Origin of the sequence: Streptomyces sp. NPDC058326 (genome assembly GCF_042879855.1) — a bacterium.
In the GTDB taxonomy this organism is placed as follows: Bacteria; Actinomycetota; Actinomycetes; order Streptomycetales; family Streptomycetaceae; genus Streptomyces.
Window position 1 is genome coordinate 164,699 of the sequence record NZ_JBHVZO010000002.1, and the last position, 13,106, is coordinate 177,804.

The following is a 13,106-nucleotide window of genomic DNA, read 5'->3' on the forward strand; positions in this document are numbered from 1 at the left end:
GAAGGGGACGGGACGGGTCAGGGGCGGGCTGTCATTCCTTGACGCTGCCGGCGGCCAGGCCGGACTGCCAGTACCGCTGGAGCAGCAGGAAGACGGCCACGATCGGGACGATCGTCAGCAGGGAACCGGTGACGATGAGGTCGAAGACGGCCTCGCCGCCGGCCGTCTGGGCCTGGGCGTTCCAGGCGTTGAGGCCGAGGGTCAGGGGGTACCAGTCGGGGTCCTTGATCATGATCAGCGGCAGGAAGTAGTTGTTCCAGGTCGCGACCATGGAGAACAGCAGCACGGTGACGGTGCCCGGCACGAGCAGGGGCAGCGCTATGCGGAAGAAGGTGCGCAGTTCGCCGGAGCCGTCGATGCGCGCGGCCTCCAGGAGCTCGGTGGGGACGGCCTCGGCGGCGAAGACCCACATGAGATAGAGCCCGAAGGGGGAGATCAGGGAGGGGATGATGACGGCCCAGGGGGTGTTCGTAAGACCCATGTTGCTGAACATCAGGAAGGTGGGCACCGCGAGGGCGGTGCCGGGGACGGCCACGGCTCCGATGACGACCGCGAAGACCGCCTTGCGGCCGGGGAAGTCGTACTTCGCGAGGGCGTAGCCGCCGAGGACGGCGAGGACCGTGGCGCCGCCCGCGCCGGCGGCCACGTACAGCATCGTGTTGAGCAGCCAGCGGACGAAGACGCCGTCGTCGTAGGTGACCGTGCGGGTGATGTTGTCCCACAGGTCGAGGTCGTCGGCGAACCACAGCCCGAAGGAGTCGAGCAGTCCCCGCTGGCTCTTGGTGGCGTTGATGACGAGCCAGGCGAGCGGGAGCAGGGTGTAGACGAGGACGAGGCCGGTGACGAGGGTCAGCGGGATGCTCGGGCGCGGGTGGAGCGGAGTGTGCGGGAGCCGCTTGCGGCGCCTGCCGGTGGCGGGGCGACGGGTGTGCGAGGAGGCGGGGGCGCCGGTCCGGGTCTCCGTGGCGGAGGGGGCGGGCTCGGCCGCCGCGGTGGTCATGGAGGTGGTCATGGCTCAGCCCTTCCGCATGCCGCGCAGCTGGACCGCGTAGGCGATGATCGCGGTGATCACACCCATCACGATGGCCACGGTCGCCGCGTAGTTGTGCTGCTGGCCCGCGAAGGACAGCGAGTACGTGTAGAGGTTGGGGGTGAAGTCGCTGGTGATGGCGTTCGGGGCGACCTTCTGCAGGATGCTCGGCTCGTTGAAGAGCTGGAAGCTGCCGATGATCGAGAAGATCGTGGCGATGACCAGTGCGCTGCGGATGGCCGGCAGCTTGACCGAGGTGACGACGCGCCACTCCCCGGCGCCGTCGATCGCCGCCGCCTCGTAGAGCGAGCGGGGGACGACCTTCAGGGCCGAGTAGAAGATCAGCATGTTGTAACCGACGAACTCCCAGGTGACGATGTTGCCGATCGAGGCCAGGGCGAGGGAGGGGGAGAGCGGGTCGGGCAGGGTGACGCCGAACGTCTCGTTGATGTTGCCGACCAGGCCGAACTGGTTGCCGTACATGAAGCCCCAGATGAGGCTGGCGACGACGGCGGGTACGGCGTACGGGAGGAAGATCGAGACGCGGAAGAAGGTCTTGCCGTAGAGGCGGCCGCTGTCGATCGCGAGGGCGGCGAGGAGCGCGATGCCGAGCATGACCGGCACCTGGATCAGCAGGAAGAGACCGACCCGCGTCAGGCCGTCCCAGAAGCGGGGATCCGTCAGGGCCTCGCCGTAGTTGTCGAGTCCGACGAAGGAGGTTCCGCCGATGAGCCGGTCCTGGAAGAGGCTCAGGTATCCGGCGTACCCGATCGGCGCGAGGAAGACGAGACCGAAGACGGCGACGAACGGGCCGGCGAAGCCCCAGCCCACGAGGGCCTCCTTGCGGAAGCGGAAGCGGGCTCGTGGGCGGGGCGGTGGTGCTGCCGTAGCGCGCGTCGACAGGAGCGTCATGGCTTGGGTCCTAGCGTCGGTGACCGAGCGGTCCGGAGACGGGGAGGGGTGGTGGGGGAGGCGGTGGGGCCTATGGCCGAGATCCGACCCTGCGGGAGGGCTGGCCGATGAGAAATGTTTACGTAATCATCGGTAGCGTGATGGTGACATTCCCGCTGAGGGGCGTCAAGCACGAAGTGACAGCGAAGGAGAGGGACATCGGGTGACCGAGCAGAACGCGACCGGCCGGCCGGCGGCAGCAGCGAACGACGGCCGACGGGGGGCGCGGAGGGCGCCGCGCCGTGTCTCCATGGCGGACGTCGCCCAGCGGGCGGGGGTCTCGTCGCAGACGGTGTCCCGCGTCTCCAACGGCGACGCGGCCGTCGTCGAGGCCACCCGGCAGAAGGTCCTCGACGCGATGAAGGAGCTGGGGTACCGGCCCAACAGCGCGGCCCGCGCCCTCAAGCGTGGCGAGTTCCGAGCCATCGGCGTCATCACGATGGGGCTCACCAGCACGGGCAACGTCCGGACCCTGGACGCCATCGCCGGCTCGGCGTCCCGCGCCGGCTACGCGGTCACCCTCATCCCGCTCGACGCGCCCACCCAGGACAACGTCAAGGGGGCGTTCACCCGCCTCGACGAGCTGGCGGTCGACGCGGTCGTGCTGATCATGGAGGTGCACCTGCTCGACGCCGCCGCCCTCACGCTGCCGCCGCACGTCAAGGTGGTCGTGGTGGACTCCGACGCCACGGGACGCTTCCCGGTGGTCGACACGGACCAGCGGCAGGGCGCCCGCGCCGCGGTGCGGCATCTGCTCGGCCTCGGCCATGCCACGGTCTGGCACATCGCGGGACCCGAGGAGTCCTTCGCCGCGGGCCGTCGTGCCGAGGCGTGGGAGGCGGCGCTGCGTGAGGAAGGGCGCACGGTGCCCCCCGTGCTGCGCGGGGACTGGACCCCCGAGTCGGGCTACGAGGCCGGTCTGCGGCTCGCCGACGAGGCCGACTGCACGGCGGTGTTCGTGGCCAACGACCAGATGGCCCTCGGTGTGCTGCGAGCCCTCCACGACCGCGGCGTACGCGTTCCCGGGGACGTCAGCGTCGTCGGCTTCGACGACATCCCGGAGGCCGCCTCCTTCATTCCGCCCCTGACCACGGTCCACCAGGACTTCGCCCAGGTCGGAGCGTGGTGCGTCGACGCGGTCCTGCGGGAGCTGGCGGGCGAGGAGGTGACGGGGGTACGGCTCGTGGCGACCACCCTCGTGGAGCGGAACAGCACGGCGGGCCCGGGCGGGCCCGGAGGGCGCGGCTGAAGCGGGGGCCACGGCGCGGAGTTCGCGCCGGCCCCGCGCCCTGTTCGCGCGCGAGAGCCGGAGTGGAGCGGGGAGGTGACGTCGGCGCCGGAGAGTGCGTCAGGCGCCCGCTTCAGGCCCTCGCGTCCGGTCGCGGGGGAGCCGTGCTCGAGCGCACCACGAGGACCGGTTCCACCGCCCTGCGCCGCGGCCCGTCCGTACGGCCTTCGATCTGGTCGAGCAGCAGCGCGACGCAGTGCTTGCCGACCACCTCGAAGTCCTGGTGCACGGTCGTCAGGGGCGGATGGAGGTACGCGGCCTCGGCGATGTCGTCGAAACCGGCCACACTGACGTCTCCCGGCACGTTCGTGCCCGACTCGTGCAGGGCGCGCATCAGCCCCGTCGCCATCTGGTCGTTGGCGGCGAAGACGGCCGTGACCTCCGGCCGCCGGGCGATGTCGAGCCCGGCCCGGTAGCCCGACCGCGCCGACCAGTCCCCGTACACCACCGGCGGGACGGGCGCGCCCGCGTCCGCGAGGGTCCGGCGCCAGGAGTCGGCGCGCCGGCGCGCGGCGAAGGAGTCCGGGGGACCGGCGAGGTGCCAGACCGTGCGGTGGCCGAGGCCGAGCAGGTGGGACACCACGCTGTGGGAGCCGTGGGCCTGGTCGAAGTCGACGCGGGAGTACGCGTGGCCGGTGTCGCCGTCGGCGACGACCACCGGCATGGACGGCGGCAGGCGCAGCGACGGGGTGTCGAGCATCTGCGACTCGACCAGCACGATGCCGTCGACGGACTGCAGCATCAGATGCTGGAACGCGTGGCGTACGGCGGCCTCGGTCTGGGCCCGTACGCCCATGAAGTTCACGGAGAAGTCGGCCTCGCGCGCGGCGTCGGCGATCGCCCCGAGCGTACGGGCGTTGCCGTGCGCGCCCACATCGAAACTGACCACGCCCAGGGCCCCGAACCGGCCGGTGACCAGTGCGCGGGCCGCCGTGTTGGGACGGTACCCGAGCGCCTGCATGGCGGAGAGCACCTTCTCGCGGGTGGCGGAGTCGACGTTCTGCCGGTTGTTCGCCACGCGGGAGACCGTCTGCGAGGAGACGCCCGCCATCGTGGCGACGTCCGCCATGGACGGCCACCGGCGGGCCGGCCGTGAGCGGGGCGACCGCGTTCTGTTGTCCGTCGCCATGCGCGCGACCTTCCGCCGGAAGACATCGAAGGTCCTCCCGCGCGGAGGTCCCTCGGCATGTTGACGTAAACACACCGGCCGGTCAAACTTCGGCGGATCTTGTCCGGGTCCTTGACAGCCCCCACGGCCCCTTCCAAACTCTCGTCCCAAGCGGTCGTGTTAACGCGAACATGGCAAGGCGGAACCTCTGCGCAACGCGGCGGCCACCTTCCGTCGGTGACGCCGGACCCCACCCGGTCGTCGCTTCCGGTCGGCGACGCCGCGCCCCACCCAGCGATCACCTCCGGTCGGTGGCACCGGACCCAACCTCCCAGCGACCTTCGGTCGGTGGCACCGGACGAACTCCCCGGCCGCCTGCGGTCGGTGGCACCTGACCCAACCCCCCCGGCCGCCTTCGGTCGGTGGCAACGGACCAACCCCGACGACTGCCGGTCGGTGACGTCGGACCGCACGCCGCGACCACCTCCCCCTCGGTGGGTGACGCCGGACCCCACCCGGCGATCCCCCCGCTGGGCATGCGATCCACCAGCGCGTTCCCCACCCCGTATCCGAAGGCGCCCCCCGCGCCGGAGGTGCTCCGCACGCCTGCCCTCCACCCCCGTCATCCCCCGGACCCACACCACGAGGTACGCGATCATGCGACGCACATCCTCGGGGACGGCCACCGTGCTCACCGCGCTCTGTGCCGTTCTCCTGTCCCTCCTCGGCACCGCCGGCACCGCCCACGCGGCGGCCGTGACCGTCGCCAACGCCACCCAGTTCACCGACCCGGCGGGCAACCCCGTCCACGCCCACGGCGGCGGGGTCCTCAAGGTCGGCACGTACTACTACTGGTTCGGCGAGAACCGCAACGCCGACAACAGCTTCCGGTACGTCTCCGCCTACCGCTCCTCCGACCTGAAGACCTGGGAGTTCCGCAACCACGTCCTCACGGCGAGCAGCCACCCCGAACTCGCGGGCGCCAACATCGAGCGGCCCAAGGTCATTCACAACGCCTCGACCGGGCAGTTCGTGATGTGGATGCACAAGGAGGGCAGCGCCACCGACTACTCCGAGGCGCGGGCCGCCGTCGCGGTCTCCTCGACCGTGGACGGCGACTACACCTGGCGCGGCAGCTTCCGGCCGCTCGGGCACATGTCCCGTGACATCACCACGTTCGTCGACACCGACGGCGCCGGCTACATGATCTCCGCCGCCAACGAGAACGCCGACCTGCACGTCTACCGGCTGACCCCGGACTACACCGGCATCGCGGCGCAGGTGCGGAAGCTCTGGGCCGGGCAGTGGCGGGAGGCCCCGGCGATGTTCAAGCGCGACGGCGTCTACTTCCTCCTCACCTCCGGCGCCACCGGCTGGTCCCCGAACCAGCAGAAGTACGCCACCGCCACCAGCATCACCGGCACCTGGACCGGCCTGAAGGACATCGGCGACGGGAACACCTACGGCTCCCAGACCGCGTACGTCCTCCCCGTCCAGGGCACCTCCGGCACCTCGTACCTCTATATGGGCGACCGCTGGGGCAACTCCATGGGAGGCATGGTCAACGACTCCCAGTACGTCTGGCTCCCGCTGGAGTTCCCGACCGGCACCACCATGACCATGGCCTACTACCCGCAGGTCACCGTGGACACCGCCACCGGCTCGGTGCGGGGCCTCGGAACGTGGGAGACGCTGACCGCCTCGCACAGCGGCAAGTGCGCCGACGTCGCCGACCGCTCCACCGCCGACGGCGCCGCCCTCATCCAGTGGGGCTGCGGCAGCGGCGTCAACCAGCAGTTCTGGCTCAGGTCCGCCGGCGACGGCCGGGTGCAGATCGTGGCCCGGTACAGCGGCAAGTGCCTCGCCGCCCGCGACGGGTCGACCGCCGACGGCGCGGCGATCGCCCAGTACACCTGTGACGGTACGGCCGCACAGCGGTGGAGCGTGACCGGCACCGGCGGCACGGTGCAGCTGGCCGCCGCGCACAGCGGCAAGTGCCTCGACGTCACCAACACGTCCACGAGCGACGGCACGCCACTCATCCAGTGGAGCTGCAACGGCGGCCTCAACCAGAAGTGGCGTCGCGCGGCCGTCTGACCGCCGCCCGCACCACGGCGACCACCGACCGCCGACCGCCGACCACCGAGCACCGATCACGACCACCAGCCCCCAACCACCGACCACCCCCGACTCAGGGAGACAGTCCGACCATGCGCCCCACCCGTGAACGACCCCCGACCCGTGTGCGCAGGAGCGGCGCGGTCCTCGGCACCGCCGCCGTGGCCGCGCTCCTCGCGACCGGCCTCACGCCCGTGACCTCCGTGGCCGCCGAGAGCGCCGGGCAGGCGGTGACCGTCCGCCCCGACCCCAGCTACCAGCAGCAGCCGTTCGAAGGGTGGGGGACCGCGCTCGCCTGGTTCGCCAACGTGACCGGAGGCTGGCCGGACGCCCAGCGCAACGCGCTCGCCGACGCCCTCTACGGCGCGGACGGCCTCGGCTTCACCATCGCCCGCTACAACATCGGCGGCGGTGACAGCCCCGAGACCACTCCCTACATGCGTCCCGGCGCCGCGGTACCCGGCTGGTGGAACCGCCCGGGGCCCGAAGCCCCCGACTGGTGGGACCCGGACAACCCCGCCCACTGGAACCCGAACGCCGACGCCAACCAACGCTGGTGGGTCAGCGCCGCCAAGGCGCGAGGCGCCGACACCTTCGAGGCCTTCTCCAACTCCGCGCCGTACTTCATGACGAACAGCGGTCTCGTCTCCGGAGCGCAGGACCCGAACCGCGACAACCTCCGCTCCGACCAGTACGAGCGGTTCGCCGCATACCTCTCCGGCGCCATGAAGCGCGCGCAGAACGCCACCGGCGTCACCTTCGACTCTCTGTCCCCCATCAACGAACCGAACACCGACTACTGGCGCGCCGGCGGGCGGCAGGAAGGCTCACACTGGGACCCCGCGTCCCAGGCGCGCATGATCACCACCATGCGCGCCCGGCTGAACGCCGACGGCATCACCACCCGCATCGCCGCCATGGACGAGACCAACCCGAACGTCTTCCGCGGCAACTGGGACACCTACGACCCGGCGGTCAAGTCCGCCGTCGGCAGGCTCAACACCCATACGTACGGCACCAACGGCCGTACCGGAGCCCGTGACATCGCCAAGGGGACGGCCACCCCGCTGTGGATGTCCGAGGTGGACATCGGCGGCAGCGTCGGACAGAGCTTCACCGACATGAGCCCCGCTCTCGACCTCACGCAGCGCGTCAACGAGGACTTCCGCGAGCTGGAACCCCGCGCCTGGGTCCTGTGGCAGGCCGTCGAGGACTACGAGAACATGACGCCGGGCCGCGAGAACTCCAACTGGGGCCTCATTCAGACCGACTTCACCCCGGCCGACGCCGCCACCGAACCCCTCCGCAAGAACAAGAAGTACTGGGCGATGGCGAACTACACCAGGTTCGTCCGCCCGGGCGCCCGCGTCATCAACACCGACAACGCCGACACCTTCGCCGCCCTGCGGCCGGCCGGCCAGGGCGCGGTCGTCGTCCACACCAACCCGACCGGCGAGTCCCAGCGGCTCACCCTGAACCTCGCCGGGTTCCAGAACGTCGGCACCGGGGCCGTCCAGCGATACACCACCGACGGCACCAAGAACCTCCAGCGCGAGAGCGACCTCACCACCGCGGGCAGGACGCTCACCACCACCGTGGGCGCGGGCTCTGTCACGACGTTCGTCCTGCCCGCCGCGACGGGAGTGAACGTCTCCGACACCACGGCTCCCACCGGCGCCGCGCGGCAGCTGCTCAACGACAACAGCGGCAAGGCCCTCGCCGTCGCCACCAGCAACGGGCGGACCACACTGGTCCAGCGCACCTCCAGCCCCGGCACCGCGGCGCAGCAGTGGACGTTCACCAAGCTCTCGCCGGGCGACTGGGGCAACACCGCGGCCTACCGCATCACCAGCGTCGCCGGCGGCGAGGCGCTGGCGGCCCAGGGCGACGCCCTCAGGCTGGTGAGCCCGGGCACCTCCGCCGAACAGAGGTGGATGCTGTCCACCACGGGCGACGGACACCACACCCTCGTCAACAGCGCCGACGGCAAACTGCTCGACGTCAGCGGCCAGTCGACGAGCGACGGCGCGCCCGTCGGTGTCTACCGTCCGACGACCGGGTCCAACCAGTCCTGGACGCTCCGCTCCGTCGCCGCGGACACCTGGACGCCGCTGCGCATGCGGCACAGCGGCAAGTGCCTCGACGTGGCCGGCGCCTCCACCGCGGACGGCGCGCAGGTCGTCCAGTACACCTGCGGCGGCGCGACCCACCAGCAGTGGTCCCTGCGGCCCGCGGGCGGTGGCTACGTCAACGTCGTCGCCCGGCACAGCGGCAGGTGCCTCGACGTCACCAACGAGTCGACCGCCGACGGCGCGATCGTCTTCCAGTACGGCTGCAACGGCGGCGCCAACCAGCAGTGGTCGGTGCACAGGACGTCCGACGGCTTCCTCACCCTCCTTGCCCGCCACAGCGGCAAGTGCCTGGACGTGAGCGGCGTCTCCACGGCGAACGGCGCCGATGTCGTCCAGTACGGCTGCCGCACGGCCGCCAACCAGAAGCTCACCACCTCCTAGGGGGTGTCTTGTCGATCAGGCCGGGCCCGCGACCCCTGCCGGTCACGGCGTCGCGTGGGAAGGGTAGGGCCACGGGGCCTGTGTCTGGGGCGGGCTCCAGGTGGGAGAGGGGGGCGGTGCGAAGGGGCCCGCGCGGTTCTCCATGAGGAGGACCATGACGACGGCGAGGCCGCCGCTGATGAAGATCAGGGCGAGACCGATCGGGTTGTTGGCGTTGTAGACGTAGCGGCTGGTGCCCCACTTGCTCTTCTTGAAGACGGGCTCGTCGTTGTTCATCGCAGCGGACTCCTTGTCGTGAGGGGGCGTGCGTGCCGGCCGTGCACTCGGCTGAACCGCCGCTGCGGACACGTGCCCCTTGTCCGCCGACCAGGCTTCCCGGCCCTCCGCTACGGACCTTACAAGTCCCGTACACGGCAGTGACACGTCCTTGGCGTGCAAGCAAGGACGCGAGCGGACTGCCGGAAACCGGCAATGCGGGCCGCGGATCCGCCGACCCCGTACGCGGACGAACTCCAGGGCCGGCGGAAGACCGAGCCGCCCGGGCTTCCCGGCACACCGTTGGCGGAATCTGCGCGTCAGGGCAGTTCGGTGAAGGTCTCCACGGCCCCGGTCCTGCCCGTGACGACGATGATGTCCCCCTCTTCGACGACCGTGTCGGCGGTGGCGTAGGTGAAGTCCTCGCCGGGGCGCTTGATGCCGACGACGGTGACGCCGTACTCGCTGCGCACCCTGGACCGGCCGAGGGGCAGTCCGGTGGCGGTCCTGGGGGCGACGGTCTTGACGAGGGCGTAGTCGTCGTCGAACTGGATGAAGTCGAGCATGCGGCCGGTGACGAGGTGGGCGACGCGTTCGCCCATCTCGTGCTCGGGAAGCACCACGTGGTGCACGCCGAGGCGTTCGAGGATCTTGCCGTGCTGGCGGCTGATGGCCTTGGCCCAGATGTTGGGGACGCCGGCTTCGAGGAGATTGGAGCTCACGAGGATGCTCGCCTCGATGTCGCTTCCGATGCCGACGACGGCGCTGGAGAACTCGTGGACACCGAGCTGGTTCAGGACGTCCGGGTCGGTGGAGTCCGCGACGGCCGCGTGGGTGAGGCCGTCGCTGTACTTCTGGACGAGGCGGGCGTCGGTGTCGATGCCCAGGACGTCCCAGCCCCGGCGCATCAGCTCGTTCGCCAGCGAGCTGCCGAAGCGCCCGAGACCGATGACGGCCACCCGCTGGTCCGCGACGGGCCGGTGCTTGTCGGTGAGCCGCTTGCCGCGCCGCTTGCGCAGGTTGCGGAGGTGGTCAGCCAATGACAGGTCGCTCCTCGGGCAGTTCGTACCGTCGCGTGCGTTCGCGCAGCGCGAGCGCGGAGACCAGGGTGATGGGACCGATGCGTCCGATGAACATCAGGGCGACGAGGACGAGCTGTCCGACCGCGGGCAGGTCGGCGGTGATGCCCGTGGACAGGCCCACGGTCGCGAAGGCGGACACGACCTCGAACAGGACGGCTTCGAAGGGCGCCTCGCTCGCCGAGAGCAGCGCGAGCGTGGCGCTCATGACCAGTCCCACACCCAGGAGCGCCACCGTCAGGGCCTGGCGCAGCACGTGCGGGGCGAGGCGGCGGCCGAGGACGACGGAGTTCGGCTCGCCACGCACCTCGGCGAGGATCGCGGCGGCCAGGACGGCGAAGGTGGTGACCTTGATGCCGCCCGCCGTGCCCGCGCTGCCGCCGCCGATGAACATCAGCATGCACGTCAGCAGGAGGGTGGACGCGTGCATGGCGCCGATGTCGAGGGAGTTGAAGCCCGCGGTGCGGCTCATCGACGAGTGGAAGAAGCTGTTGAGGAGCTTGCCCCAGACGTCGTACGCGCCGAGCGTGGCCGGGTTGGTCCACTCCAGCAGGCCCGTGAGCACCGTGCCGACCACCAGCAGCACGACCGAGGTGATGACCGTGAGTCTGGTGTGCAGGGTCCAGTTCTTCCGGCCGGTGGTGCGGGCGCGGTTGCGGTGGCGCAGCATCTCGAGCAGCACGGGGAAGCCGATGCCGCCCAGGATGACGGCGACGGCGATCGGCAGGGTGATCCACGGGTCCTGGGCGTAGCGGGTGAGGTTGTCCGCGTGGAGGCCGAAGCCCGCGTTGTTGAACGCCGACACGGAGTGGAAGAAACCGAGATAGGCGGCCTCGCCGAGGCCGTTTCCGTACCCGAGGCGGAACCGCAGCGCCAGGAAGGCACCCACGGCGAGCTCGACCATCAGGGTGGTGCCGGCGACGCCGAGCAGGACGCGGCGTACGTCCCCGATGCCCAGGCTCTTCGTCTCGGCCTGCGCCGTCAGCTGCATCCGCAGCCGCAGCCGCCCCGACACCAGCAGGGCGAGGAGCGAGGCCATCGTCATGATGCCGAAGCCGCCGACCTGGATCAGCGCCAGGATGACGCCCTCACCGAAGCCGCTCCAGTAGGTACCCGTGTCGACGACCGCGAGACCTGTCACACAGACGGCGGAGGTCGAGGTGAACAGCGCGGTCACGGCACCGGCACTGCCGTCGCCCTCGGCTGCGAGCGGCAGCATCAGCAGGACCGTGCCGATCACCACGACGCCGGCGAAGGCGAGGACGACGGTCCGGGCGGGATGCGTGGAGAAGAAGGAGTGCGCACGGTGACGCGTGGCGATGACCACGGCTCGCCTGTCTCCTTCCCGCGGATGCGCCGGGCCTCTCGTACCGGCGGCGCACCGATGAACGGCCGTCACCTTACCCGCGCCTCCGGCGCCAGGGCCGCACGACGCCTGCGCGGTCGTGCCGTCGTCGATCCACCGCGGTCGGACCGCGGAGATACGGGTTCGGGACGGGTGCGAGGAGCGCCTCGCCGGTGCGGGCCGCCGAGGACACGCTCCGGGAGGCCGCGTTCGCTCGGCGGTGCGAACGCTCGATGTGCGGAACGAGCGGCAGGAGCCGGCGGCGCGAGGCATCCCGGCGGACCGCCCTGATGACGGAACCCTTACGTCACGGCGGGGATGCTCCCGCCGCACGGCATCGGCCCCTAACGTCGCCCCATGCGCGTACTCGTCACCGGAGGGGCCGGATTCATCGGCTCGCAGATCGTCACGGCACTGCTCGACGCCGGCCATGATCCCGTCGTCCTGGACGCGTTGCTGCCCAGCGCGCACCCCAGCGCCCCGGCCCCCTCGCCCGTGGAGTTCCTGCACGCGGACGTCAGGGACCCGCAGAGTGTGCGGGCCGCACTGGACGGGGTGGAGGCCGTCTGCCACCAGGCCGCGATGGTCGGCCTGGGCAAGGACTTCGCCGACGCGCCGGACTACGTCGGCTGCAACGACCTCGGGACCGCGGTGCTGCTCGCGGCGATGGCGGAGAGGGGGGTGCGACAGCTGGTCCTCGCCGGTTCGATGGTCGTGTACGGGGAGGGGCGGTACGAGTGCCCCGGTCACGGTCCCGTACGGCCGGGTCCCCGGCGCGCCGAGGACCTGGCGGCGGGACGCTTCGAGCCCCGGTGCCCGGCGTGCGACGCCGAACTCGCCCCGGGACTGGTCCAGGAGGACGCGCCGGCCGACCCCCGGAACGTGTACGCGGCGACGAAGCTGGCCCAGGAGCACCTGGCGGCCTCCTGGGCCCGGTCGGTGGGCGGCACGGCGGTCTCGTTGCGCTACCACAACGTGTACGGGCCGGGCATGCCACGGGACACCCCCTACGCGGGCGTGGCGTCCCTGTTCCGCTCGGCACTCGCCCGCGGTGAGGCGCCCCGTGTCTTCGAGGACGGCGGACAGCGCCGGGACTTCGTCCACGTACGGGATGTCGCGGCGGCCGACGTCCTGGCGCTGGAAGCCGCCGCCGGTCTGCCGGTGGGGGCGCTCACCCCGTACAACGTCGGCAGTGGAGAGCCGCACACGGTGGGCGAGATGGCCGCCGCCCTGGCCCGCGCTCATGGTGGCCCGCAGCCGGTGGTGACCGGGGAGTTCCGGCTCGGAGACGTCCGGCACATCACGGCCGACTCGGCCCGGTTGCGGCACGACCTCGGCTGGCGGCCGCAGGTCGGTTTCACCGGGGGGATGGCGGAGTTCGCCCGGGCCGGCCAGCGGGCCTCCGCCGCCGTGGGCTGA

10 protein-coding genes are annotated in these 13,106 nt (G+C 71.2%); 4 read left to right on the plus strand and 6 right to left on the minus strand.

Translation table 11 applies throughout. The features are described from left to right. Nucleotides 1-31: 31 nt before the first annotated feature. Both ACFVYX_RS03560 and ACFVYX_RS03565 read right to left on the minus strand, forming a co-directional pair. Nucleotides 32-1,012: a carbohydrate ABC transporter permease gene (locus tag ACFVYX_RS03560; RefSeq protein WP_389679637.1), complete on the minus strand. Its 981-nt coding sequence runs from the start codon at nt 1,010-1,012 to the stop codon at nt 32-34. Nucleotides 1,013-1,015: 3 nt separating this feature from the next. Beyond that, nucleotides 1,016-1,942, minus strand: coding sequence for a carbohydrate ABC transporter permease (locus ACFVYX_RS03565; protein ID WP_389679638.1), 927 nt, complete (start codon nt 1,940-1,942; stop codon nt 1,016-1,018). Between the two features lie 289 nt (nt 1,943-2,231). Here ACFVYX_RS03565 and ACFVYX_RS03570 point away from each other — a divergent pair, with 289 nt between their 5' ends. Further along, entirely contained in the window at nt 2,232-3,230 is a 999-nt protein-coding gene (locus ACFVYX_RS03570; protein WP_389680034.1) for a LacI family DNA-binding transcriptional regulator, read from the plus strand. A 112-nt stretch (nt 3,231-3,342) separates the two neighbouring features. Here the strand turns inward: ACFVYX_RS03570 and ACFVYX_RS03575 are convergent, their stop codons facing one another. Then, complete coding sequence (locus tag ACFVYX_RS03575) at nt 3,343-4,338, minus strand: LacI family DNA-binding transcriptional regulator (RefSeq protein ID WP_389679639.1); 996 nt, start codon at nt 4,336-4,338, stop codon at nt 3,343-3,345. Between the two features lie 696 nt (nt 4,339-5,034). Here ACFVYX_RS03575 and ACFVYX_RS03580 point away from each other — a divergent pair. Both ACFVYX_RS03580 and ACFVYX_RS03585 read left to right on the plus strand, forming a co-directional pair. Beyond that, a complete protein-coding gene (locus ACFVYX_RS03580; protein WP_389679640.1) occupies nt 5,035-6,474 on the plus strand; it encodes an RICIN domain-containing protein in 1,440 nt (479 codons plus the stop codon). A 113-nt stretch (nt 6,475-6,587) separates the two neighbouring features. Further along, nucleotides 6,588-9,008 (plus strand): RICIN domain-containing protein, encoded by a 2,421-nt coding sequence (locus ACFVYX_RS03585; RefSeq protein ID WP_389679641.1) that lies wholly within the window; start codon nt 6,588-6,590, stop codon nt 9,006-9,008. 42 nt (nt 9,009-9,050) lie between these two features. On the opposite strand, the gene ACFVYX_RS03590 is transcribed toward ACFVYX_RS03585, so the two are convergent. The 3 genes from ACFVYX_RS03590 to ACFVYX_RS03600 form a co-directional block, all read right to left on the minus strand. Next, complete coding sequence (locus tag ACFVYX_RS03590; RefSeq protein WP_389679642.1) at nt 9,051-9,284, minus strand: hypothetical protein; 234 nt, start codon at nt 9,282-9,284, stop codon at nt 9,051-9,053. 299 nt (nt 9,285-9,583) lie between these two features. After that, complete coding sequence (locus ACFVYX_RS03595) at nt 9,584-10,303, minus strand: potassium channel family protein (RefSeq protein ID WP_389679643.1); 720 nt, start codon at nt 10,301-10,303, stop codon at nt 9,584-9,586. Then, nucleotides 10,296-11,669 carry a TrkH family potassium uptake protein gene (locus ACFVYX_RS03600; protein ID WP_389679644.1) on the minus strand — a complete coding sequence of 458 codons (1,374 nt, stop codon included), beginning with the start codon at nt 11,667-11,669 and terminating at the stop codon, nt 10,296-10,298. The genes ACFVYX_RS03595 and ACFVYX_RS03600 overlap by 8 nt, the downstream gene beginning before the upstream one ends. 375 nt (nt 11,670-12,044) lie before the next feature. Here ACFVYX_RS03600 and ACFVYX_RS03605 point away from each other — a divergent pair, with 375 nt between their 5' ends. Then, a complete protein-coding gene (locus ACFVYX_RS03605; RefSeq protein WP_389679645.1) occupies nt 12,045-13,106 on the plus strand; it encodes an NAD-dependent epimerase/dehydratase family protein in 1,062 nt (353 codons plus the stop codon).

Excerpts from the sequence above, each read along its gene's own strand:
- ACFVYX_RS03560 (WP_389679637.1), bottom strand. The coding sequence starts at position 1,012 with ATGACCACCTCCATGACCACCGCGGCGGCCGAGCCCGCCCCCTCCGCC.
- ACFVYX_RS03565 (WP_389679638.1), bottom strand. The coding sequence starts at position 1,942 with ATGACGCTCCTGTCGACGCGCGCTACGGCAGCACCACCGCCCCGCCCA.
- ACFVYX_RS03570 (WP_389680034.1), top strand. The coding sequence starts at position 2,232 with ATGGCGGACGTCGCCCAGCGGGCGGGGGTCTCGTCGCAGACGGTGTCC.
- ACFVYX_RS03575 (WP_389679639.1), bottom strand. The coding sequence starts at position 4,338 with ATGGCGGACGTCGCCACGATGGCGGGCGTCTCCTCGCAGACGGTCTCC.
- ACFVYX_RS03580 (WP_389679640.1), top strand. The coding sequence starts at position 5,035 with ATGCGACGCACATCCTCGGGGACGGCCACCGTGCTCACCGCGCTCTGT.
- ACFVYX_RS03585 (WP_389679641.1), top strand. The coding sequence starts at position 6,588 with ATGCGCCCCACCCGTGAACGACCCCCGACCCGTGTGCGCAGGAGCGGC.
- ACFVYX_RS03590 (WP_389679642.1), bottom strand. The coding sequence starts at position 9,284 with ATGAACAACGACGAGCCCGTCTTCAAGAAGAGCAAGTGGGGCACCAGC.
- ACFVYX_RS03605 (WP_389679645.1), top strand. The coding sequence starts at position 12,045 with ATGCGCGTACTCGTCACCGGAGGGGCCGGATTCATCGGCTCGCAGATC.